Here is a 22,547-nt window from a genome sequence, read left to right as displayed (position 1 = left end):
TGATATACTTTTGAGTTTCTAATGTCAAGCAAATGTTACACCAGGATTAGTTGTTATAGTTTACCTCCCATAAGTAAAGCCCATGACCTGGAGCCATCTTTCCAGCAAACTGACGATTTTGTTTCGCTAAAATCTCTGGAATGCTATCAGGATCAAGCTTTCCTTGCCCTACGCTAAGTAACGTACCAACAATAATTCTGACCATATTATATAAAAATCCATTACCTACAAAACGAAAAATTATTTCATCATTTTGTTCAATTAACTCGATTTCATAAATTGTTCGCACTTTATCTTTTTTGTCAGTTTTTGCCGAACAAAAAGAAGTGAAATCATGTGTTCCAATAAAATAAGGAATTGCTTTTCTTATAGAGTTGATTTCGAGCGGATATGGATATTGATATACGTAATTTCTACGGAATACATCCGCAGTCTTTGATAATAATACACGATAACGATATTCTTTTTTCTCAACACCGTAACGTGCATGAAATTCTTCTGTTTTTTTCTCTACTTGCCTAATAACAATATCATCTGGCAACATTGTGTTTAAAGCATTAATCCATTGCCACTCTTCAAGAGACAAAGGAGTATCAAAGTGTATTACTTGTCCTTTTGCATGAACTGTAGAATCTGTTCTACCAGATGCCTGAACACGAACAAGTTCTCCCTTATGCAATTTCTGCAATGCTTTTTCTATCTCCTGTTGAACAGTACGATGGTTCGGCTGAATTTGATAACCACAAAAATGCATGCCATCATATGCAACCGTACATTTTATTCTATCCATTTCTCTATTCTCCATTACGATCGCACCCATGCCAAAATACAAGCTAAACAAAATAAGCTGACAATCGTTACTGTATCGCTTGTTTTCCAGCGTAGTTGCCTAAATTTAGTACGTCCTTCACCACTTTGATATCCACGAGCTTCCATCGCAATGGCTAAGTCCTCTGCACGCTTAAAAGCACTGATAAACAGAGGAACGAGCAGTGAAATAATAGCTTTCATTCTATCTTTTATCGGTCCCCCGGCAAAATCAATACCACGTGACGCTTGTGCTTTCATTATTTTACTCGTTTCATCCATTAATGTCGGGATAAAACGAAGAGAAATTGACATCATTAATGCGATTTCATGAACAGGAACCTTTATACGCTTCAACGGCTTTAATAACGTCTCCAAACCATCTGTAATTTCAATAGGTGTCGTCGTTAACGTTAATAATGTCGTCATTAAAATAATAACGAAGAATCGTACAGAAATGTATATCCCTTGCTCTAATCCTTTTTCATATATCGAAAACCAACCAAGGTGGAATAGTACATCCCCCTCCTTATTTGTAAAAATATGCAGGAAAAATGTAAAAAGAAAAATCCATAAAATTGGTTTTAAGCCCGAAAGTACATAACGAATCGGCACTTTTGCAAAAAATAAAGCAATGAGTGCATATAAAAATAAAAATCCATATGAAATCGCATTATTTGCTAAGAAAACAACAAATACATATAAAAAGACAATCAGCAGCTTCGTACGTGGATCAAGTTGATGAATAAGTGAATTCCCCGGGATATATCTCCCAATAATCAACTGCTGCATGATTCATGACCACCTTTTCGTAACACCTGCACAACTTCATGAGTAAGATCCTCTAAAGATAAGGTAGCCTTTGGAATTGAAATACCAAACTTCTCTTCAATTGCACGTTTATACTTTAATGACATAGGAAGATCCACACCAATTTTCTCTAGTTCATCGGCATGTGAAAATACTTCCTCTGCACTTCCTTGCAAAAAGACCGTTCCTTTATGCATAACTACAATCTGCTCCGCATACTGAGCAGCATCCTCCATATTATGCGTTACAAGGATAACTGTAAGCCCCTTTTCCTTGTGCAGCTTATAAAACATCTCCATAAGTTCGTTCTGCCCTTTTGGATCTAGTCCTGCTGTAGGTTCATCTAATACAAGCACTTCAGGTTCCATCGCCAGTACACCCGCTATAGCAACACGTCTCATTTGTCCACCACTTAATTCGAACGGAGAACGTGTTAACAGTTCCGGTTCTAGCCCTACAAGTTCAATTGCCTTTCTAGCCTTTTGCCTTGCTTCGTCTACAGATACTCCAAAATTAGTAGGGCCGAAACAAATATCTTTCTCCACAGTCTCTTCAAACAACTGATGTTCTGGGAATTGAAAGACAACCCCTACTTTTTTACGTAGTGGCTTTAACTTTTTTTCTTTCTTTCCTGCCGAAATCAAATGTTCACCAATTTGAACTGTACCATTTGTCGGCTGCAATAAACCATTTAAATGTTGAATCATCGTTGACTTACCTGAACCAGTATGACCAATAATGGCATAATAGCCCCCACTTGGAAACGACACATCTACATCATAAAGTGCGCGTCTTTCAAATGGAGTTTTATATTGATAACGATGCTCTACTTTTTGGAATGTAATCTCCAAAGTTCGTTCACCAAGCTTTCCATTGTAAGATGCGTATTTTGCAAGAGAATTTCATTTCTTTTTAATAATTCTGCTATTTTCACTGAAAACGGTACATCTAAGCCAATTTCTTGGAGCATATGAGAGGATTTGAAAATTTTTTCTGGAGTCCCTTCCTCTAATATTTCTCCCTTATTTAAAATAATGACACGATCTGACTGTGCCGCTTCTTCTAAATCGTGCGTAATCGATAACACGGTAATACCTTTTTGAGTAACAAGTTGTCTAACCGTTTCTACTACTTCACGTCTCCCTTGAGGGTCTAACATTGACGTTGCTTCATCTAATATTAAAATAGATGGTTGAAGTGCTAAAACGCCTGCTATTGCCACTCGCTGCTTTTGCCCACCAGATAAGGAATGAGGCTCATCATTAAGAAAATCTTCCATACGGACAAGTCGCAAGGCCTGTTCTAATCTTTCAATCATTTGTTCTCTTGGCATTCCGATATTCTCTAAGCCAAATACAACATCATCTTGCACTGTTGTTCCAACAAATTGATTATCTGGATTTTGAAATACCATTCCAATTTGTTTTCGAACATCCCATACCGTTTCCTCTGATAAAACCATTGTATCATTTACTGTAATAGTCCCTGCTTCTGGCAAAAACAAACCATTCAATAATTTTGCAAGTGTAGACTTTCCTGAACCGTTTTGTCCAATAATAGATACCCATTCTCCCTCATATAAGGAAAATGAAACATCTTTTAATGCATAAGTGGCTGCCCCAGGATATTGAAATGATATATTTTCTATCCGAAGTTTCTCTTTTTTCAATAGAAGGCACCCTTTCCTTCGCACAGTTAGCCTATTTTTATATTTAAAAAAAAGGGCCATGACCAGTTTCTTGAAAAGAACTGTCCTGCCCTTTTAATTATCATTATACTAACTCGATAATTACCATTGGTGCTGCGTCTCCGCGACGTGGACCAATTTTTGCAATACGAGTGTATCCGCCTTGGCGCTCAGCATAGCGTGGAGCTACATCAGCGAATAGTTTTTGAAGTGCATCTTGACCAGTCTCAGCGTTAGCTACTTCATTGCGAATGAAAGCTGCTGCTTGACGACGAGCATGAAGATCTCCGCGTTTACCTAAAGTGATCATTTTTTCCACTACAGAACGAAGTTCTTTTGCACGAGTTTCTGTCGTTTGGATGCGCTCGTTGATAATTAAATCAGTAGCTAAATCACGTAACATAGCTTTACGTTGCGCACTTGTACGGCCTAATTTTCTGTATGCCATTCGTAGTTCCCTCCTTTGTTGATGGGTTTAAATCCTCAGTCGTCTTTACGTAAACCTAAACCTAATTCCTCAAGTTTATGTTTAACTTCTTCTAAGGATTTACGTCCTAAGTTACGAACTTTCATCATATCTTCTTCTGTTTTGTTCGCAAGCTCTTGTACAGTATTAATTCCTGCACGTTTTAGGCAATTATAAGAACGAACAGAAAGGTCTAGTTCTTCGATAGTCATCTCAAGAACTTTCTCTTTTTGATCTTCTTCCTTCTCGACCATAATCTCAGCATTTTGTGCTTCATCAGTTAAACCAACAAAGATATTTAAATGCTCAGTTAAGATTTTGGCACCTAAAGAGATAGCTTCTTTTGGCCCGATGCTTCCATCCGTCCATACATCAAGCGTAAGCTTATCATAATTAGCCACTTGTCCGACACGTGTCTTTTCCACTTGGTAAGTCACACGTGATACTGGAGTATAAATAGAATCAATAGGAATTACTCCTATTGGTTGATCTTCGCTTTTATTTGCATCAGCTGGCGTATACCCACGGCCACGCTTTGCAGTTAAACGCACGCGGAAATGCGCATCTTTTGCTAACGTTGCAATGTGTAAATCTGGATTTAAGATTTCTACATCACTATCGTGAGTAATATCAGCAGCTGTGACAATACCTTCGCCCTGTACATCAATTTCCAACGTCTTCTCTTCTTCAGAGTAGATTTTAAGAGCTAACTTTTTCAAGTTTAAGATGATCGTCGTAACGTCTTCTACTACGCCCTCAACTGTTGAAAATTCATGTAATACGCCATCGATTTGGATAGCAGTAACAGCGGCACCAGGGAGTGAGGATAAAAGAATACGACGTAAGGAGTTACCCAAAGTAGTACCATATCCACGCTCAAGCGGTTCAATTACGAATTTACCATATTTAGCATCTTCGTTAAGTTCAACCGTTTCGATTTTCGGCTTTTCGATTTCAATCATTAACTAAACCCTCCTTCAAAACGTCGAAACCCCGGTTAAACAAAGGTATAACCCCTGTCTAACCGAAAGTCCCCCTTAGGCAGTTCCCGATTGTGCACAACAAGCGATGTTTCTGTACGAAATTTCTCGATAATGCATCATATCCATTATAGACAAAAGGGAAAATTCTATACAGAAAAATTACACACGACGACGTTTTGGTGGACGACATCCATTATGAGGAACTGGAGTAACATCTCTAATTGCTGTTACTTCTAGACCTGCAGCTTGAAGAGCACGAATTGCAGCTTCACGACCAGCACCAGGACCTTTAACAGTAACCTCTAAAGTTTTTAAACCGTGTTCCATTGCAGCTTTAGCAGCAGTTTCAGCAGCCATTTGCGCAGCGAATGGAGTAGATTTACGAGATCCACGGAAACCAAGTGCACCAGCACTAGACCAAGAAAGTGCGTTACCGTGAGTATCTGTAAGTGTTACGATTGTGTTGTTGAAAGTAGAACGAATATGAGCTATACCAGCTTCAATATTCTTTTTCACACGTTTTTTACGAGTGTTTGTTTTACGTGCCATTGTTAGTTCAACCTCCTTTACTTATTATTTCTTTTTATTTGCTACTGTACGACGTGGACCTTTACGTGTACGAGCATTGTTTTTAGAGTTTTGACCACGAACTGGTAAACCACGACGGTGACGAAGACCACGGTAAGAACCGATCTCCATTAGACGTTTGATGTTAAGAGATACTTCACGACGAAGGTCTCCCTCAACTTTAATACGATCGATGATATCACGGATACGTCCTAATTCGTCTTCCGTTAAATCACGAACTCGTGTTTCTTCAGAAATACCTGCTTCAGCAAGAATTTTTTCAGCAGTTGTGCGACCAATGCCGAATACGTAAGTTAAAGAAATAACAACGCGTTTGTCTCGAGGAATATCTACACCTGCGATACGTGCCATTACGAATGCACCTCCTTCTGATTAACCTTGTTTTTGTTTATGTTTAGGGTTTTCACAAATAACCATTACTTTTCCACGTCTACGAATAACTTTACATTTTTCGCAGATTGGTTTAACTGACGGTCTTACTTTCATGTCTCGAACCTCCTTAAAGATTACGGAGTGCTATATTATTTAAAACGGTACGTAATACGACCACGATTTAAATCGTACGGAGATAATTCTACCGTAACTTTGTCTCCTGGTAAAATACGAATGAAGTTCATACGGATTTTACCAGAAACGTGAGCCAATACGACATGCCCATTCTCTAATTCTACTTTGAACATAGCATTTGGCAACGTTTCAAGAACGGTACCTTCGACTTCAATTACATCATCTTTAGCCATTCAATAGTTCTCCCTTCTTCAAATCAGTAACATTTTACACTGCTCTGAAATCCCGGAGAGCCAGCTACTTATAAAGTGGTAAGGATTTCGTATCCTGCTTCTGTAAGAGCAATCGTGTGCTCAAAATGGGCACACCATTTACCATCTACCGTTACCACTGTCCAGTCATCAGATAGTGTTTTTACATATCGTCTTCCTTGATTCACCATCGGCTCAACACAGATGACCATTCCCGGCTTTAATCTAGGGCCTCTATTTGGTGGACCATAGTGCGGGATTTGAGGGTCCTCATGTAAGTCTTGCCCGATTCCGTGACCAACATACTCCCTAACGATCGAGAATCCATTCTCTTCAGCATGGGTTTGAACCGCATGTGAGATATTTGATAATCTCTCGCCTGGTTTTACTTGTTCTAGACCAAGATACAACGATTTTTCTGTGACATCAAGTAGCTTTTGAACAGATTCAGAAATGTTTCCAACTGGATACGTCCATGCAGAATCTCCATGGTACCCATTGTATTTCGCACCAATATCGATACTGATGATATCGCCCTCTTTGAGCTTGCGCTTCCCTGGAATTCCGTGTACAAGCTCTTCATTTACAGAAGCACATATGCTCCCCGGAAATCCGTTGTATCCTTTAAAAGATGGCGTAGCACCATATTTTTGAATCGTCTTTTCCGCTATTTGATCGAGCTCTTTCGTTGTAATTCCTGGAGTAATGTGCTGTTTCAACTCTTGATGAGTCAAAGCAACGATCCTGCCAGCTTCTCGCATGATTTCTATCTCGCGAGGAGTTTTGCAGATTATCATTACGCTAAGCCTCCGATGAGAACATCGATATCAGCAAATACTTTATTGATATCTTGCTCACCATTAATGCTTTGTAAGTAACCAAGCTCTTCGTAGAAATCAAGCAAAGGTTTTGTTTGCTTAATATTTACATCTAAACGATTTGCTACAGTTTCTTCATTGTCATCAGAGCGTTGATATAATTCGCCACCACATTTATCGCACACATCAGCTTTTGCTGGTGGATTGAATTCTAAGTGGTAAGTCGCACCGCACTCTTTACAAATGCGACGGCCTGTAAGGCGTTTTAATAACAACCCTGAATCCACATTAATGTTTAAAACATAGTCGATTTTTTTGCCAAGATCTTTCATAATTTCTTCAAGAGCTGATGCTTGTGCAACAGTTCGTGGGAAACCGTCTAGTAAGAAACCTCTTACGCAGTCGTCTTGACTTAAACGTTCACGAACGATTCCGATCGTAACTTCATCTGGAACAAGTGCACCTTTATCAATAAAAGATTTTGCTTGTAGACCCATTTCAGTTTCAGCCTTCATAGCTGCACGGAACATGTCTCCTGTTGAAATGTGAGGGATGTTATACTTGGCAACAATCTGTTCGGCTTGTGTACCTTTACCAGCACCAGGAAGCCCCATTAAAATTAAGTTCATCCTTGTTCCCCCTCAGAGTACATGAGCATGTAGGGAAGACAATTCTTCCCACTTACTCACTGCTTGATAAACCCTTTGTAATGGCGTTTTACCAGTTGGCTTTCTAGCTGCTTCATTGTTTCTAAAGCAACGCCGACAACGATTAACATACTCGTTCCACCGATCTGTGCAGATGGAGGAAGATTTCCCAATTTCGTAAAGATAACTGGTAAGATTGCAATCGCTGCTAGGAAAATTGATCCTACAAAGGTCAAACGATACAAGATTTTTGTTAGATATTGTTCCGTATTCTTACCCGGACGAATACCTGGAACATATCCACCTTGCTTGTTTAGATTCTCTGACATTTGCTCTGGATTAACCTGAACAAATGCATAGAAATATGTGAAGGCTACAATGAGCGCAACATATATGATCATTCCCACTGGGTGAGAATAGTTAAAGTTTGCAATAATCCACTGCGATACATCATGTTTCGGGAAGAACTGTGCAATAGTCGGAGGCGTAATTAAGAATGAAACAGCAAAAATTACTGGAATAACACCAGCACTATTTACCTTAAGCGGTAAATGTGTGTTTTGTGCTCCAGCATAACCACCATTTCCTCCTGTTACACGCTTCGCATATTGAATTGGAATCTTTCTAACAGCCTGTTGAATGAAAATAACACCCACAATAACTGCTAGCACAGCTAGTAAAATCAATGCAACTTTAACGATACTCATGAACAATTGATCTCCGATATTTTGAAACTGTTGCTGATACACTTGAGATATAACACTTGGGATCGCTGCGGCAATACCGCCAAAGATAAGGATGGAAATACCATTACCTACACCTTTAGCTGTAATCTGTTCACCTAACCACATTAAAAATGCAGTACCAGCAGTCAGTACCGTAGCAATGTATAAATAAGTGCTCCAACCTGGATTCAAAATTAATTGTCCACCTACCATACCGTTAAAACCGATTGACATACCAAACCCCTGAATAAACGCAAGAACAATTGTAAAGTAACGCGTGAATTGCGTTAATTTACGACGGCCCATTTCACCTTGCTTCGACCATTCCGAAAATTTAGGAACAACATCCATCTGCAATAATTGCACGATGATGGATGCTGTAATATACGGCATGATTCCCATCGCAAAGATGGAGAAGTTTTTCAAGGCTCCACCGCCAAATGTATTTAGAATACCTAAAGCATTTAATTGATCTTGTGCCTTCAGTACGTCTCCATTTGTAAATGGCACGGGGATAAACGTGCCAATCCTGAATACGATTAACATCGCTAAAGTGAATAATATTTTACGTCTTATCTCAGCAACGCGCATAAAGTTGGAGATTGTACGAAACATTAGATCACCTCAACTGATCCGCCAGCTGCTTCAATTGCTTCTTTAGCACTTGAAGAGAACTTGTGCGCTTTAACAGTTAGTTTTTTCTCTACTGCTCCGCTTGCAAGAACTTTAACACCGTCGTTTAACTTGCTGATAACGCCAGTTTCCAGCAATAATTCAGGTGTTACTTCTGTACCATCTTCAAAACGATTTAACGTTGATAAGTTTACAATAGCAAACTCTTTACGGTTAATGTTTGTGAAGCCGCGTTTTGGTAAACGACGGAATAATGGAGTTTGACCACCTTCGAAGCCAAGACGAACACCGCCGCCAGAACGTGCGTTTTGTCCTTTATGACCTTTACCAGCAGTTTTACCGTTACCAGAACCGATACCACGACCGACACGGTTACGTACTTTACGAGAACCTTCTGCAGGTTTTAATTCATGAAGTTTCATTCCCAGGCACCTCCTTATATTAATGAGTTATCCTTAAGCTTCTTTTACAGTTACAAGGTGAGAAACTTTGTTGATCATACCAAGAATAGCAGGAGTTTCTTCCTTAACTACAGTTGAATTCAACTTTTTAAGACCTAAAGCTTCTACCGTCGCACGTTGATCTTGTGGACGACCAATTACACTACGAGTGAGGGTAATTTCTAACTTTTTCGCCATTTGTTTTCCCTCCTTAACCTAGTAGCTCTTCTACAGATTTACCGCGTAATTTTGCAACATCTTCAGCGCGCTTAAGTTCGCTTAATCCGTTCACAGTAGCGCGAATCATGTTGATTGGTGTGTTAGAACCAAGAGATTTCGAAAGAATATCTTGTACACCAGCTAATTCAAGGACCGCACGAACAGGTCCACCAGCAATAACACCAGTACCCTCAGCAGCAGGTTTTAAGAATACTTCACCAGCGCCAAAATGACCGTTGATTGTGTGTGGAATTGTTGTACCAACTAATGGTACAGCGATTAAGTTTTTCTTAGCGTCTTCGATAGCTTTACGGATTGCGTCTGGTACCTCTTGTGCTTTACCAGTACCGAATCCAACATGACCGTTTTTATCGCCAACTACAACTAGTGCAGCAAAGCGGAAACGACGACCACCCTTAACAACTTTCGCGACACGATTTATCGTAACTACACGTTCTTCAAGTTCTAATTTACTTGGGTCAATGCGATGCATCAATTTTCCCTCCTTTGACCATTAAAATTGTAATCCAGCCTCACGAGCAGCTTCAGCTAGAGCTTTAACACGGCCATGGTATAAGTAACCACCGCGATCAAATACTACTTCTTTAACGCCTTTCTCTACAGCACGCTTAGCAACTGATTCTCCAACTTTCGTAGCAGCTTCAATATTGCTAGTACCGTTAAGAGCAAGGTCTTTATCAAGAGTAGATGCACTTACTAACGTTACACCATTCACATCATCAATAACTTGAGCGTAAATATGTTGGTTAGAACGGAACACGTTTAAACGTGGACGCTCTGCAGTACCAGTAAGTTTAGCACGTACACGTGCATGTCTTTTCTTACGAGTCGCATTTTTATCAGCTTTAGTGATCATTCTTGTCACTCCTTTCTCTCACCTAACGGGTTTACTTAGCAGTTTTACCTTCTTTACGACGAACAACTTCGCCTTCGTAACGAATACCTTTACCTTTGTAAGGCTCAGGAGCACGTACAGCACGGATGTTAGCAGCGAATTCGCCAACACGTTGCTTGTCGATACCTTTAATTACGATCTTAGTTGGTGCAGGTACTTCAACTTCAAGACCTGCTTCCGGAGTCATTTCTACTGGATGAGAATAACCTACGCTTAATACAAGTTTATCACCTTGTTTTTGAGCACGGTAACCAACACCGACTAATTCAAGTCCGCGTGCGAAACCTTCAGTTACACCTTCAACCATGTTTCCGATTAAAGCACGAGTTGTACCGTGTAATGCACGGTGTTCCTTCTGTTCAGATGGACGCTCAACTGTTAATGTATTCTCTTCAATTTTGATAAGCATATCAGCATTGAAAGTACGAGTTAATTCACCTTTAGGGCCTTTTACTGTTACAGTATTGTCTTCTGCAACTGTAATAGTAACACCTGCAGGGATTTCAAGAATCTTTTTACCAATACGAGACATGTGGTCACACCTCCGTTCGTTTTAAATATATATTACCAAACGTATGCTACTACTTCTCCACCAGTTTGTAATTGACGAGCGTCTTTGTCTGTCATTACTCCCTTAGATGTAGAAACAAGAGCGATACCTAATCCGTTAAGTACACGTGGTACTTCGTCAGCTTTAGCGTAAACGCGTAAGCCAGGTTTACTGATACGTTTTAATCCAGTGATTACACGTTCATTGTTTGCACCATATTTCAGGAAAATACGAAGGATACCTTGTTTGTTATCCTCGATGTATTCTACATCACGAATGAAACCTTCACGTTTTAAAAGTTCAGCGATCTCTTTTTTGATTTTAGAAGCAGGAACCTCTAATTTCTCATGACGTACCATGTTCGCATTACGGATGCGAGTAAGCATGTCTGCAATTGGATCTGTCATCACCATGTGTTTTACCTCCTTCCCATTTGTGGGTTTTACCAACTAGCTTTTTTAACACCAGGAATTTGACCTTTATATGCAAGTTCACGGAAACAAATACGGCAAAGTTTAAATTTGCGGTATACAGAATGCGGACGACCGCAGCGTTCGCAACGTGTATACTCTTGTACTTTAAACTTAGGAGTACGCTTTTGTTTCGCTATCATAGATTTTTTAGCCACGTTTTCGCCTCCTCTACTTAGCGTTGGCTTCCATTATTTTTGGAATGGCATACCGAATTGTGTTAAAAGTTCACGAGCTTCTTCATCAGTTTTCGCTGTAGTAACGATTACGATGTCCATACCGCGGACTTTGCTTACTTTATCATAATCAATCTCAGGGAAAATAAGTTGCTCTTTAACACCTAATGTATAGTTTCCACGACCATCGAATGATTTCTTAGAAACACCACGGAAATCACGTACACGTGGTAAAGAAACTGATACTAATTTGTCGAAGAACTCATACATTTGCTCGCCGCGTAAAGTTACTTTCGCACCGATTGGCATACCTTCACGAAGACGGAAACCAGCGATTGATTTTTTAGCACGAGTTACAACAGGTTTTTGACCTGTGATTTGTGTTAATTCTTCTACTGCGTTGTCTAACGCTTTTGAGTTAGATACCGCGTCACCAACACCAGTGTTGATTACGATCTTTTCGATTTTTGGTACCTGCATTACAGATTTATAGTTAAACTTGCTCACTAGAGCAGGAGTAATTTCCTTTTGGAACTTCTCTTTAAGGCGATTCAATGAAGTGACCTCCTTTCTTAAGAAAATTATTTATCTAATAATTCACCAGATTTTTTTGCAATACGAACTTTTTTACCATCTTCTACTTTGAAGCCTACACGAGTAGGTTCACCTGTTTTCGGATCTAAAATCATAACGTTAGAAACGTGAATAGGTGCTTCTTTAGTAATAATTCCACCTTGTGGATTTAATTGAGATGGCTTAGAGTGCTTCTTAACGATATTGACACCCTCAACGATAACACGGTTTTGCTTTGGGAAAGCCACAAGGATAACGCCTTGTTTTCCTTTGTCTTTACCAGTGATTACCTGTACTTTATCACCTTTTTTTACATGCATCTTAATTCTGCACCTCCTTAGCAAGGCAATACCTTAAATTATAGAACTTCTGGAGCTAAAGAAACGATCTTCATGAAGTTGCTATCACGTAATTCACGAGCTACTGGTCCGAAGATACGAGTACCACGTGGGCTCTTATCGTCTTTAATGATAACCGCTGCGTTTTCATCAAATTTGATGTAAGAACCGTCCGGACGACGAGCTCCGCTCTTCGTACGTACCACTACTGCTTTAACAACGTCACCTTTTTTAACAACGCCACCTGGTGTTGCTTGTTTTACCGTAGCAACGATAATGTCACCAATGTTAGCATATTTACGACCAGAGCCGCCTAATACTTTAATTGTTAAAAGTTCACGTGCACCAGAGTTGTCAGCAACTTTCAAACGAGATTCTTGTTGGATCATGTTATGAAACCTCCCTTCGGACTAAAAATTCCGATTCGTCTATTTAGATAATAACCGCTTCTTCAACGATTTCAACTAAACGGAAACGCTTAGTAGCAGAAAGCGGGCGAGTTTCCATGATTTTAACGATATCGCCAAGTTTCGCTTGGTTTTGCTCATCATGGGCTTTGTACTTCTTAGAATACTTAACACGTTTTCCGTACAAGGAATGAGTTTTGTAAGTTTCAACTAAAACTGTAATCGTTTTGTCCATTTTGTCAGACACTACACGACCAGTATAAACTTTGCGTTGGTTACGTTCGCTCACTATGCAAACCTCCCCTCAATTTATCGATTAATTCCGATCTCTCTTTCACGAACTACAGTTTTCATACGAGCAATTGCTTTACGCACTTCACGAATGCGAGTTGGATTCTCTAATTGTCCTGTAGCAAGTTGGAAGCGAAGATTAAACAACTCTTCCTTTAAAGCTTTAACTTTTGTTTCGATTTCGGCAGTGGTTAATTCACGAATATCATTAGTTTTCATTAGATTCACCACCATTTTCTTCACGTTTTACGAATTTACATTTCACAGGTAACTTGTGAGCTGCAAGACGTAATGCTTCGCGTGCTACCTCTTCAGATACACCCGCGATTTCGAACATAATTTTCCCAGGTTTTACTACTGCTACCCAGCCTTCTGGTGCCCCTTTACCGGAACCCATACGTACTTCTAGAGGTTTTGCAGTGTAAGGTTTAGAAGGGAAAATTTTAATCCATACTTTACCGCCACGTTTCATGTAACGAGTCATTGCACGACGAGCAGCTTCGATTTGACGGTTTGTAATCCATGAAGCAGCTTGTGCTTGTAAACCGAATTCACCGAAAGCAATTTCAGTTCCACCTTTAGCACGACCACGCATTTTACCACGATGCTCTCTACGATATTTTACGCGTTTTGGCATTAACATATTATTTTCCTCCTTCCTCAGAAGCTTTCTTTTTTGTAGGAAGGACTTCTCCACGGTAGATCCATACTTTTACGCCTAATTTACCGTATGTTGTATCAGCTTCAACTGCTGCATAGTCAATATCAGCGCGAAGTGTATGAAGTGGAACAGTTCCTTCACTGTAAGATTCTGCACGAGCGATATCAGCTCCGCCAAGACGACCAGAAACCTGTGTTTTAATACCTTTAGCACCTGCACGCATAGCACGTTGAATAACTTGCTTTTGTGCACGACGGAATGATACACGGTTTTCTAATTGACGAGCGATGTTTTCGCCTACTAATTTAGCGTTAAGATCAGCTCTCTTAACTTCTAAAATGTTGATGTGTACACGCTTGCCTGTTAATTGGTTAAGAGCTTTACGAAGTGCTTCAACTTCAGTACCACCTTTACCAATTACCATACCAGGTTTTGCAGTGTGAATTGTAACATTTACACGATTTGCTGCACGTTCGATTTCTACTTTAGCAACAGCAGAATCTTTTAAGCGTACATTAATGTACTCACGGATTTTGATGTCTTCATGTAATAATGTAGCGTAATCTTTCTCAGCGAACCAACGAGATTCCCAGTCACGGATAACGCCGACACGAAGACCAATTGGATTAACCTTTTGACCCATCGATTATCCCTCCTTCTTTTCTGATACCACAACTGTGATGTGGCTTGTGCGTTTGTTAATTTGGCTTGCACGACCCATTGCACGTGGACGGAAACGTTTTAACGTTGGACCTTCGTCAACGAAAACTTTTTCAACAACTAGGTTGTTAATGTCCATCTCATAATTGTGCTCTGCATTTGCGATTGCAGATTTTAAAACTTTTTCTACAACTGGAGAAGCAGTTTTTGGTGTGTGGTTAAGGATAGCAATCGCTTCACCCACTTGCTTACCTCGGATTAAGTCTACTACTAAACGAACTTTACGAGGAGCAATACGAACTGTTCTCGCTACTGCTTTAGCTTGCATTGAAGTGCCTCCTCTCATTATCTTCTAGTTTTCTTATCGTCAGCAAGGTGACCTTTGTACGTACGAGTTGGTGCGAATTCACCTAACTTATGGCCAACCATATCCTCAGTGATGTACACAGGTACGTGTTTACGACCATCATATACAGCGATTGTGTGTCCGATGAACTGAGGGAAGATTGTTGAACGGCGAGACCAAGTTTTAACAACTTGTTTTTGCTCAGATGCAACTAATTTTTCCATTTTGCTCATTAAGTGATCATCGACAAATGGTCCTTTTTTTAAGCTACGAGCCATTTTGGTGCCTCCCTTCGTGATTGGCGTACGGTTCTAGAAATGAACCGTACTACAATCCCATTATTTTTTACGACGACGAACGATGAATTTGTCAGACGCTTTGTTTTTCTTACGAGTCTTGAATCCAAGAGTTGGTTTACCCCATGGAGACATTGGAGACTTACGTCCGATTGGAGAACGTCCTTCACCACCACCGTGTGGGTGATCAACCGGGTTCATTACAGAACCACGAACTGTTGGGCGTTTACCTAACCAGCGAGAGCGACCTGCTTTACCGATTTTGATAAGTTCGTGTTGTTCGTTACCTACTTGACCGATTGAAGCGCGACAAGCAGATAATACAAGACGTACTTCACCAGAAGTTAAACGTACAAGTACGTATTTACCTTCTTTACCAAGTACTTGAGCAGATGTACCAGCAGAACGAACTAATTGTCCGCCACGACCAGGCTTAAGCTCGATGTTATGAACAACAGTACCTACTGGAATGTTGATTAATGGTAATGCGTTACCGATTTTAATGTCAGCTTCTGGGCCAGACATAACTTCCATACCTACTTCTAAAGATTTAGGAGCAAGAATGTAACGTTTTTCACCGTCAACGTAGTTAATTAATGCGATATTCGCAGAGCGGTTTGGATCGTATTCGATCGTAGCAACGCGTCCTGGAATTCCATCTTTGTTACGCTTAAAGTCGATGATACGGTATTGACGCTTATGTCCGCCACCTTGATGACGTACAGTGATTTTACCTTGGTTATTACGACCAGCCTTCTTGCTTAAAGGAGCAAGTAATGACTTTTCGGGTCTATCAGTCGTGATTTCAGCGAAATCATTCGTAGTCATATTACGACGACCGTTAGTAGTTGGATTATACTTTTTGATTCCCATCTCAATTTCCCTCCTTCTTTAGTAAGAATTAAACGCCTTGGAAGATTTCGATTTCTTTGCTGTCAGCAGTTAGCTTAACGATTGCTTTACGACGACGGCTAGTAAAACCAGCGTGACGACCAACGCGTTTTGCTTTCGGCTTGTAGTTCATGATGTTCACTTTTTCTACTTTAACACCAAAGATCGCTTCAAGAGCATCTTTAACTTCTGTTTTATTAGATTTAACGTCCACATCGAACGTGTATTTTTTTTCAGCCATCATTTCCATAGAACGTTCAGTGATAACTGGGCGCTTAATGATATCACGAGGATCTCTCATTATGCAAGCACCTCCTCTACTTTTTCCACTGCCGCTTTTGTCATGATTAGCTTATCATGATGAAGCACGTCTAAAACGTTTACGCCATCAGCAGTGATTACTGTTACTCCAGGGATATTGCGAGCAGATAACTCTACAGATTCGTTTGCATCAGCAGTTACGATAAGAGCTTTCTTCTCAACAGTTAATCCTTTAAGTACTGCTAGCATATCTTTTGTTTTTGGTGCATTTAACACTAGGTCTTCAAGAACTACAATGTTGTTCTCAACTACTTTAGTAGCTAATGCAGATTTGATTGCTAAACGACGAACTTTCTTAGGAAGTTTGTACGCATAGCTTCTTGGTGTAGGTCCGAATACCGTACCACCACCACGCCATTGAGGAGAGCGGATAGACCCTTGACGAGCACGTCCAGTTCCTTTTTGACGCCATGGTTTACGACCACCACCGCGAACTTCAGAGCGAGTTTTTACTTTGTGTGTACCTTGACGTAAAGATGCACGTTGCATCATTACAGCTTCGAAAAGTACAGCTTCATTTGGTTCGATACCGAAAATAGCTTCAGCTAATTCGATTTCACCAACCTGTGAACCAGTTTGGTTATATACAGTAACTTTTGGCATTGGAATTCCTCCTTCCTATTGTGAATTATTTGCTAACCTTCACAGCGCCTTGAACAACTACAAGAGATTTCTTAGCACCTGGAACGTTACCTTTTACTAGTAATAAGTTGCGCTCAGTGTCAACTTGAACGATTTCTAAGTTTTGGATAGTAACTTGGTCTCCACCCATACGTCCAGCAAGTTTTTTGCCTTTGAATACACGGTTCGGAGCAACTGGGCCCATTGAACCTGGACGACGGTGATAGCGAGAACCATGAGACATAGGTCCGCGAGATTGTCCGTGGCGTTTGATAACACCTTGGAAACCTTTACCTTTAGAAATTCCTGTTACATCAACGATTTCACCTGTAGCGAATACGTCAACTTTTACCTCTTGACCAACCTCTAATCCGTCCACGTCTGCATCGCGGATTTCGCGAATGAAGCGCTTAGGAGTTGTAGATGCTTTAGCAGTGTGGCCTTGTTCAGGTTTGTTAGTTAACTTTTCACGTTTATCTTCAAATCCTAACTGGATTGCATTGTAGCCATCAGTTTCAGTTGTTTTCTTTTGAAGAACAACGTTTGGATTAGCAGCGATAACTGTTACTGGGATTAACTCACCGTTCTCAGCAAATACTTGAGTCATACCGATCTTTCTTCCTAAGATTCCTTTGGTCATGAGTTACACCTCCTACATTTTTAAGTTATATAAATTATAGTTTGATTTCGATATCTACACCAGATGGTAAGTCTAAACGCATTAATGAATCTACTGTTTGTGGAGTAGGACTCACGATGTCGATTAGACGTTTGTGCGTGCGCATTTCGAATTGCTCACGAGAATCTTTGTACTTATGAACAGCACGAAGAATTGTGTAAACAGTTTTTTCAGTTGGTAATGGGATCGGACCAGAAACTGTTGCCCCAGAACGCTTAGCTGTTTCTACAATTTTCTCAGCTGACTGATCAAGAATACGGTGATCGTAAGCTTTTAAACGGATACGAATTTTTTCTTTTGCCATTATTTTCCCTCCTTCGTTCGCCTATTTCTAAAATAGACCTTCTCCATGGAAATTTCCCCACACCATGCCATGGCAAAGCGGCCGGGTGTGTCAGCAACCTTCCACTTCATCGCAGTCAAAGACCAACATTGTCTATTATACAATGTTATTCGTCTAGATGCAAGCATCTTTTTGTTTACATCTGCTTTTCTCTACTTTTGCTATTATACATGGCACTTTAAAGAATTTCAAGTTTTCATCTAACAGAATTCATTTTACAGTTTCTGGATTATCTTTTGTTGTTTTTATATTACTATAGAAGAAACTCGTCAAAACAAAAAACACTCTCTTCTCCCTTATATAAACGCAAACAAAAAACCTAAGGGAAAATCCCTTAGGTTTTTTTATATCAGTTAAGATTACTCAACGATAGTAGCAACTACACCGTAACCTACTGTACGTCCACCTTCACGAATAGAGAATTTAGTTCCCTCTTCGATAGCGATTGGAGCGATAAGTTCGATAGTCATTTCGATGTTGTCACCAGGCATTACCATTTCAGTACCTTCTGGTAATTGGATGATACCAGTTACGTCAGTTGTACGGAAGTAGAACTGAGGACGGTAGTTAGCGAAGAATGGAGTGTGACGTCCACCTTCTTCTTTAGATAATACGAAAACTTCAGCTTTGAATTTAGCGTGAGCTTTTACAGAACCGCTTTTTGCAAGTACTTGTCCACGTTGGATGTCTTCACGAGCAACCCCACGAAGTAAAGCACCGATGTTGTCTCCAGCTTGAGCTTGGTCAAGAAGTTTACGGAACATCTCTACACCAGTTACAGTTGTAGAAGCATTTTCTTCAGCAAGACCGATGATTTCTACTACGTCACCAACTTTAACGATACCGCGCTCAACACGACCAGTAGCAACTGTACCACGACCTGTGATAGAGAATACGTCCTCTACAGGCATTAAGAATGGTTTGTCAGTTTCACGTTCTGGAGTTGGGATGTAAGCATCAACTTCAGCCATTAATTCAATGATTTTTGCTTCCCAATCAGCTTCTCCTTGAAGAGCTTTAAGAGCAGAACCTTTGATTACAGGAATGTCGTCGCCTGGGAATCCGTATTCAGATAATAGGTCGCGAACTTCCATTTCTACTAATTCTAATAATTCTTCGTCATCTACCATGTCGCATTTGTTTAAGAATACAACGATGTAAGGAACACCTACTTGACGAGAAAGAAGGATGTGCTCACGTGTTTGAGGCATTGGGCCATCAGCAGCAGATACTACTAAGATACCGCCGTCCATTTGAGCAGCACCAGTGATCATGTTTTTAACATAGTCAGCGTGACCTGGGCAGTCAACGTGTGCATAGTGACGAGTTTCAGTTTCGTACTCAACGTGTGCAGTTGAGATTGTGATACCGCGCTCTCTTTCTTCTGGAGCAGCATCGATTTGATCGTATCCGCGTGCTTCAGCACCACCAGCTTTTGCAAGAACTGTAGTGATCGCAGCAGTTAATGTAGTTTTACCATGGTCAACGTGGCCGATTGTACCGATGTTAACATGGGGTTTAGAACGTTCGAATTTAGCTTTAGCCATTCTAAATTCCTCCTTAGTTTATATAGGTTATTTTATATTTAGACTAGAAAGTGAAACTTACGTCCCACTTTCTAAGCTTACATAAGTAGTTATACTTGAACAATCGATAAAAATCAATTATTCACCTTTATTTTTTTTGATAATTTCTTCAGAAACAGACTTTGGTACTTCTTCATAGTGGTCAAACACCATAGAGAATGTTCCGCGTCCTTGAGTGTTAGAACGTAATGACGTTGCATAACCGAACATTTCAGAAAGTGGAACCATAGCGCGAACAACTTGTGCGTTACCGCGAGCTTCCATACCTTCTACACGTCCACGACGAGATGTTACGTCACCCATAATGTCACCCATGTACTCTTCAGGAATTACAACTTCAACTTTCATCATTGGCTCAAGAATTACTGGGCTACATTTAGAAACCGCAGCTTTAAGTGCCATAGATGCAGCGATTTTGAACGCCATCTCAGATGAATCGACATCATGGTAAGATCCGTCAACTAATGCAGCTTTAATGTCAACTAGTGGATAACCAGCTAGTACACCATTTTTAAGTGCATCTTCAAGACCTGCTCCAACAGCTGGGATGTATTCACGAGGAACTACACCACCGACGATCTTGTTTTCGAATTCGAATCCTTTACCTTCTTCGTTAGGTTCAAACTCAATCCAAACGTGACCGAATTGTCCACGACCACCAGATTGACGAGCGAACTTACCTTCAACTTTCGCAGCAGCGCGGAAAGTCTCACGGTATGCTACCTGAGGAGCACCAACGTTTGCTTCCACTTTGAATTCACGACGCATACGGTCAACGATGATATCAAGGTGAAGTTCACCCATACCAGCGATGATAGTTTGGCCAGTTTCTTGGTCAGTGTGAGCACGGAATGTTGGATCTTCTTCAGAAAGCTTAGATAATGCTGTACCCATTTTATCTTGGTCAGCTTTAGATTTTGGTTCGATAGCTACAGAGATAACTGGCTCTGGGAATTCCATAGACTCAAGGATAACAAGGCTCTTCTCGTCACAAAGAGTATCACCAGTAGTAGTATCTTTTAAACCTACAGCAGCAGCGATATCACCAGCGTAAACTGTTGAAATCTCTTCACGGCTGTTAGCGTGCATTTGTAGGATACGACCTACACGCTCACGCTTACCTTTAGTTGAGTTTTTCACGTATGATCCAGAGTTTAACACACCAGAGTACACACGGAAGAACGTTAACTTACCAACATAAGGGTCAGTCATGATTTTGAATGCTAAAGCTGCGAATGGTTCTTCATCGCTAGACTTACGTTCTACTTCTTCATCTGTATCCGGTAGAGTACCTTTAATAGCAGGTACATCTAGTGGAGATGGAAGGTAGTCGATAACTGCGTCTAACAGAATTTGAACACCTTTGTTTTTGAATGCAGAACCACAGATTACTGGGAAGAATTCTACAGAAGTTGTAGCCTTACGGATACCAGCTTTAAGCTCTTCTACAGTGATTTCTTCACCTTCTAGGTACTTCATCATCATTTCTTCATCAAGCTCAGCTACCGCTTCAATAAGTTTTCCACGGTATTCTTCAGCTAATTCTTTGTGCTCTTCAGGAATTTCAACACGTTGAATGTCTGTTCCTAAATCGTTACCGTACATGTAAGCACACTCTTCAACAAGGTCAATGATACCATTGAACTCATCTTCAGCACCGATTGGTAACTGAATTGGATGTGCGTTTGCTTGTAAACGATCGTGGATTGTTCCTACAGAGTATAAGAAATCTGCACCGATCTTATCCATTTTGTTAACGAATACGATACGAGGTACGCCGTAAGTAGTAGCCTGACGCCAAACAGTTTCTGTTTGTGGTTCTACACCAGATTGCGCATCAAGTACTGCTACAGCACCATCAAGTACGCGTAAAGAACGTTCTACTTCTACTGTGAAATCTACGTGTCCTGGAGTATCAATGATGTTTACACGATGACCTTTCCATTGTGCTGTAGTTGCAGCAGAAGTAATTGTGATACCACGCTCTTGCTCTTGCTCCATCCAGTCCATCTGAGATGCACCTTCGTGAGTTTCACCGATTTTATGAATACGTCCTGTGTAGTACAGAATACGCTCAGTTGCTGTTGTTTTACCAGCATCGATGTGAGCCATGATACCAATATTACGAGTGTTTTCTAAAGAGAACTCTCTTGCCATTTGGTGTCTTGCTCCTTCCATATATGGATTGGATTTTTTTATTTTAAGTAGCAAAAAAGCCACTTTATATTGTTACACATGTCAGTATGTCCAGTACTCTCATTATGTAAAACGAGCGCCCGATGAAAGGGAGAGGCATTCTCCCTCTCCACACTTCCATAAGCGACAAATAAAGCGGTTTATGCTTACATTTATTTTACGTTGAATCCTACCAACGGTAATGAGCAAATGCTTTGTTAGCTTCTGCCATTTTATGAGTGTCTTCACGTTTCTTAACAGATGCACCAGCGTTGTTAGCTGCATCTAAGATTTCGTTAGCAAGACGCTCTTCCATAGTTTTTTCACCACGAAGACGAGCGTAGTTTACTAACCAACGAAGACCTAAAGTTGTACGGCGTTCTGGACGAACCTCAACTGGAACTTGGTAGTTAGCACCACCAACACGACGAGCGCGTACTTCAAGAACAGGCATGATGTTCTTAAGAGCTTGCTCGAATACTTCCATTGGCTCTTTACCAGTACGTTCGTTTACGATATCGAACGCATTATAAAGAATTGTTTGAGATTTACCTTTTTTACCGTCAACCATCATTTTGTTGATAAGGCGTGTTACTAGCTTCGAATTGTACATTGGATCTGGTAACACGTCACGTTTCGCAACAGGTCCTTTACGAGGCATATTGA

At 40.4% G+C, this 22,547-nt stretch carries 37 protein-coding genes; all 37 read right to left on the bottom strand.

From position 1 onward, the window contains the following. Nucleotides 1-46: 46 nt before the first annotated feature. The 37 genes from truA to rpsG all read right to left on the bottom strand — a co-directional run bounded on the left by truA (nt 47) and on the right by rpsG (nt 22,542). Nucleotides 47-790: a tRNA pseudouridine(38-40) synthase TruA gene (gene truA, locus D1166_RS25325; RefSeq protein ID WP_002098927.1), complete on the bottom strand. Its 744-nt coding sequence runs from the start codon at nt 788-790 to the stop codon at nt 47-49. A 14-nt stretch (nt 791-804) separates the two neighbouring features. After that, the gene (locus D1166_RS25320; RefSeq protein ID WP_097856690.1) at nt 805-1,599 is read right to left on the bottom strand and encodes an energy-coupling factor transporter transmembrane component T family protein; all 795 of its coding nucleotides are present in this window, start codon (nt 1,597-1,599) and stop codon (nt 805-807) included. Continuing rightward, nucleotides 1,587-2,468 carry an energy-coupling factor ABC transporter ATP-binding protein gene (locus D1166_RS25315; RefSeq protein WP_000406535.1) on the bottom strand — a complete coding sequence of 294 codons (882 nt, stop codon included), beginning with the start codon at nt 2,466-2,468 and terminating at the stop codon, nt 1,587-1,589. Before D1166_RS25315 ends, D1166_RS25320 begins: the two co-directional genes overlap by 13 nt. Beyond that, a complete protein-coding gene (locus D1166_RS25310) occupies nt 2,444-3,286 on the bottom strand; it encodes an energy-coupling factor ABC transporter ATP-binding protein (protein ID WP_000711759.1) in 843 nt (280 codons plus the stop codon). Before D1166_RS25310 ends, D1166_RS25315 begins: the two co-directional genes overlap by 25 nt. Nucleotides 3,287-3,389: 103 nt before the next feature. Next, complete coding sequence (gene rplQ, locus D1166_RS25305; RefSeq protein ID WP_000331490.1) at nt 3,390-3,752, bottom strand: 50S ribosomal protein L17; 363 nt, start codon at nt 3,750-3,752, stop codon at nt 3,390-3,392. Between the two features lie 35 nt (nt 3,753-3,787). Further along, entirely contained in the window at nt 3,788-4,732 is a 945-nt protein-coding gene (locus tag D1166_RS25300; protein ID WP_000569643.1) for a DNA-directed RNA polymerase subunit alpha, read from the bottom strand. A 180-nt stretch (nt 4,733-4,912) separates the two neighbouring features. Then, nucleotides 4,913-5,302: a 30S ribosomal protein S11 gene (rpsK, locus tag D1166_RS25295; RefSeq protein WP_000101798.1), complete on the bottom strand. Its 390-nt coding sequence runs from the start codon at nt 5,300-5,302 to the stop codon at nt 4,913-4,915. Nucleotides 5,303-5,326: 24 nt separating this feature from the next. After that, the gene (gene rpsM, locus D1166_RS25290) at nt 5,327-5,692 is read right to left on the bottom strand and encodes a 30S ribosomal protein S13 (RefSeq protein ID WP_000090788.1); all 366 of its coding nucleotides are present in this window, start codon (nt 5,690-5,692) and stop codon (nt 5,327-5,329) included. A gap of 21 nt (nt 5,693-5,713) precedes the next feature. After that, nucleotides 5,714-5,827, bottom strand: coding sequence for a 50S ribosomal protein L36 (gene rpmJ, locus D1166_RS25285; protein WP_000868344.1), 114 nt, complete (start codon nt 5,825-5,827; stop codon nt 5,714-5,716). A 35-nt stretch (nt 5,828-5,862) separates the two neighbouring features. Next, on the bottom strand, nt 5,863-6,081 hold the full coding sequence (gene infA, locus D1166_RS25280) for a translation initiation factor IF-1 (RefSeq protein ID WP_001029884.1): 219 nt from the start codon (nt 6,079-6,081) through the stop codon (nt 5,863-5,865). Nucleotides 6,082-6,149: 68 nt separating this feature from the next. Then, the gene (map, locus tag D1166_RS25275; protein WP_000582539.1) at nt 6,150-6,896 is read right to left on the bottom strand and encodes a type I methionyl aminopeptidase; all 747 of its coding nucleotides are present in this window, start codon (nt 6,894-6,896) and stop codon (nt 6,150-6,152) included. After that, nucleotides 6,896-7,546: an adenylate kinase gene (locus tag D1166_RS25270; protein WP_001048989.1), complete on the bottom strand. Its 651-nt coding sequence runs from the start codon at nt 7,544-7,546 to the stop codon at nt 6,896-6,898. Before D1166_RS25270 ends, map begins: the two co-directional genes overlap by 1 nt. 56 nt (nt 7,547-7,602) lie before the next feature. After that, the gene (gene secY / locus D1166_RS25265; RefSeq protein WP_000490117.1) at nt 7,603-8,904 is read right to left on the bottom strand and encodes a preprotein translocase subunit SecY; all 1,302 of its coding nucleotides are present in this window, start codon (nt 8,902-8,904) and stop codon (nt 7,603-7,605) included. Further along, on the bottom strand, nt 8,904-9,344 hold the full coding sequence (gene rplO, locus D1166_RS25260) for a 50S ribosomal protein L15 (protein ID WP_000766081.1): 441 nt from the start codon (nt 9,342-9,344) through the stop codon (nt 8,904-8,906). The genes secY and rplO overlap by 1 nt, the downstream gene beginning before the upstream one ends. A gap of 33 nt (nt 9,345-9,377) precedes the next feature. Beyond that, on the bottom strand, nt 9,378-9,560 hold the full coding sequence (rpmD, locus tag D1166_RS25255) for a 50S ribosomal protein L30 (protein ID WP_001085234.1): 183 nt from the start codon (nt 9,558-9,560) through the stop codon (nt 9,378-9,380). A gap of 13 nt (nt 9,561-9,573) precedes the next feature. Then, on the bottom strand, nt 9,574-10,074 hold the full coding sequence (gene rpsE, locus D1166_RS25250) for a 30S ribosomal protein S5 (protein ID WP_000554646.1): 501 nt from the start codon (nt 10,072-10,074) through the stop codon (nt 9,574-9,576). Nucleotides 10,075-10,095: 21 nt separating this feature from the next. Beyond that, a complete protein-coding gene (rplR, locus tag D1166_RS25245) occupies nt 10,096-10,458 on the bottom strand; it encodes a 50S ribosomal protein L18 (RefSeq protein ID WP_000628816.1) in 363 nt (120 codons plus the stop codon). Nucleotides 10,459-10,489: 31 nt separating this feature from the next. Continuing rightward, entirely contained in the window at nt 10,490-11,029 is a 540-nt protein-coding gene (rplF, locus tag D1166_RS25240) for a 50S ribosomal protein L6 (RefSeq protein ID WP_000086558.1), read from the bottom strand. Between the two features lie 32 nt (nt 11,030-11,061). Continuing rightward, nucleotides 11,062-11,460, bottom strand: a complete 399-nt coding sequence (gene rpsH, locus D1166_RS25235; protein ID WP_000245511.1) for a 30S ribosomal protein S8 — start codon at nt 11,458-11,460, stop codon at nt 11,062-11,064. Nucleotides 11,461-11,489: 29 nt separating this feature from the next. After that, nucleotides 11,490-11,675 (bottom strand): 30S ribosomal protein S14, encoded by a 186-nt coding sequence (gene rpsN / locus D1166_RS25230; protein ID WP_001085700.1) that lies wholly within the window; start codon nt 11,673-11,675, stop codon nt 11,490-11,492. A gap of 33 nt (nt 11,676-11,708) precedes the next feature. Beyond that, nucleotides 11,709-12,248, bottom strand: coding sequence for a 50S ribosomal protein L5 (rplE, locus tag D1166_RS25225; RefSeq protein ID WP_001080831.1), 540 nt, complete (start codon nt 12,246-12,248; stop codon nt 11,709-11,711). Nucleotides 12,249-12,274: 26 nt separating this feature from the next. Then, the gene (gene rplX, locus D1166_RS25220; protein ID WP_000558200.1) at nt 12,275-12,586 is read right to left on the bottom strand and encodes a 50S ribosomal protein L24; all 312 of its coding nucleotides are present in this window, start codon (nt 12,584-12,586) and stop codon (nt 12,275-12,277) included. A gap of 38 nt (nt 12,587-12,624) precedes the next feature. Next, nucleotides 12,625-12,993 carry a 50S ribosomal protein L14 gene (gene rplN, locus D1166_RS25215; RefSeq protein WP_000615912.1) on the bottom strand — a complete coding sequence of 123 codons (369 nt, stop codon included), beginning with the start codon at nt 12,991-12,993 and terminating at the stop codon, nt 12,625-12,627. Between the two features lie 43 nt (nt 12,994-13,036). Beyond that, nucleotides 13,037-13,300 carry a 30S ribosomal protein S17 gene (rpsQ, locus tag D1166_RS25210; protein ID WP_000004106.1) on the bottom strand — a complete coding sequence of 88 codons (264 nt, stop codon included), beginning with the start codon at nt 13,298-13,300 and terminating at the stop codon, nt 13,037-13,039. A 20-nt stretch (nt 13,301-13,320) separates the two neighbouring features. Beyond that, nucleotides 13,321-13,521: a 50S ribosomal protein L29 gene (gene rpmC, locus D1166_RS25205; protein WP_000855718.1), complete on the bottom strand. Its 201-nt coding sequence runs from the start codon at nt 13,519-13,521 to the stop codon at nt 13,321-13,323. Continuing rightward, nucleotides 13,511-13,945 carry a 50S ribosomal protein L16 gene (gene rplP / locus D1166_RS25200; RefSeq protein ID WP_000928969.1) on the bottom strand — a complete coding sequence of 145 codons (435 nt, stop codon included), beginning with the start codon at nt 13,943-13,945 and terminating at the stop codon, nt 13,511-13,513. The genes rpmC and rplP overlap by 11 nt, the downstream gene beginning before the upstream one ends. Nucleotide 13,946: 1 nt before the next feature. Beyond that, nucleotides 13,947-14,606 carry a 30S ribosomal protein S3 gene (rpsC, locus tag D1166_RS25195; protein ID WP_000529956.1) on the bottom strand — a complete coding sequence of 220 codons (660 nt, stop codon included), beginning with the start codon at nt 14,604-14,606 and terminating at the stop codon, nt 13,947-13,949. A gap of 3 nt (nt 14,607-14,609) precedes the next feature. Then, a complete protein-coding gene (gene rplV, locus D1166_RS25190) occupies nt 14,610-14,951 on the bottom strand; it encodes a 50S ribosomal protein L22 (protein ID WP_001148024.1) in 342 nt (113 codons plus the stop codon). A 17-nt stretch (nt 14,952-14,968) separates the two neighbouring features. Next, nucleotides 14,969-15,247 carry a 30S ribosomal protein S19 gene (gene rpsS, locus D1166_RS25185; protein ID WP_000124454.1) on the bottom strand — a complete coding sequence of 93 codons (279 nt, stop codon included), beginning with the start codon at nt 15,245-15,247 and terminating at the stop codon, nt 14,969-14,971. A 60-nt stretch (nt 15,248-15,307) separates the two neighbouring features. Beyond that, on the bottom strand, nt 15,308-16,138 hold the full coding sequence (rplB, locus tag D1166_RS25180; protein WP_000511583.1) for a 50S ribosomal protein L2: 831 nt from the start codon (nt 16,136-16,138) through the stop codon (nt 15,308-15,310). A gap of 28 nt (nt 16,139-16,166) precedes the next feature. After that, nucleotides 16,167-16,457: a 50S ribosomal protein L23 gene (rplW, locus tag D1166_RS25175; protein WP_001205558.1), complete on the bottom strand. Its 291-nt coding sequence runs from the start codon at nt 16,455-16,457 to the stop codon at nt 16,167-16,169. Next, nucleotides 16,457-17,080, bottom strand: coding sequence for a 50S ribosomal protein L4 (gene rplD / locus D1166_RS25170; protein WP_001127258.1), 624 nt, complete (start codon nt 17,078-17,080; stop codon nt 16,457-16,459). The genes rplW and rplD overlap by 1 nt, the downstream gene beginning before the upstream one ends. 25 nt (nt 17,081-17,105) lie before the next feature. Beyond that, nucleotides 17,106-17,738, bottom strand: a complete 633-nt coding sequence (rplC, locus tag D1166_RS25165; protein ID WP_000160207.1) for a 50S ribosomal protein L3 — start codon at nt 17,736-17,738, stop codon at nt 17,106-17,108. Between the two features lie 34 nt (nt 17,739-17,772). After that, nucleotides 17,773-18,081 (bottom strand): 30S ribosomal protein S10, encoded by a 309-nt coding sequence (rpsJ, locus tag D1166_RS25160; protein WP_001040596.1) that lies wholly within the window; start codon nt 18,079-18,081, stop codon nt 17,773-17,775. Between the two features lie 398 nt (nt 18,082-18,479). After that, nucleotides 18,480-19,667 (bottom strand): elongation factor Tu, encoded by a 1,188-nt coding sequence (tuf, locus tag D1166_RS25150; protein WP_001029614.1) that lies wholly within the window; start codon nt 19,665-19,667, stop codon nt 18,480-18,482. Nucleotides 19,668-19,784: 117 nt separating this feature from the next. Continuing rightward, entirely contained in the window at nt 19,785-21,863 is a 2,079-nt protein-coding gene (fusA, locus tag D1166_RS25145; protein ID WP_000090370.1) for an elongation factor G, read from the bottom strand. Between the two features lie 208 nt (nt 21,864-22,071). After that, a complete protein-coding gene (gene rpsG / locus D1166_RS25140; protein ID WP_001137491.1) occupies nt 22,072-22,542 on the bottom strand; it encodes a 30S ribosomal protein S7 in 471 nt (156 codons plus the stop codon). Nucleotides 22,543-22,547: the final 5 nt, after the last annotated feature.

The organism is Bacillus sp. ISO11 (assembly GCF_003458115.1).
Lineage (GTDB): Bacteria > Bacillota > Bacilli > Bacillales > Bacillaceae_G > Bacillus_A > Bacillus_A cereus.
This window is presented reverse-complemented; position numbering and strand designations above follow the sequence as displayed.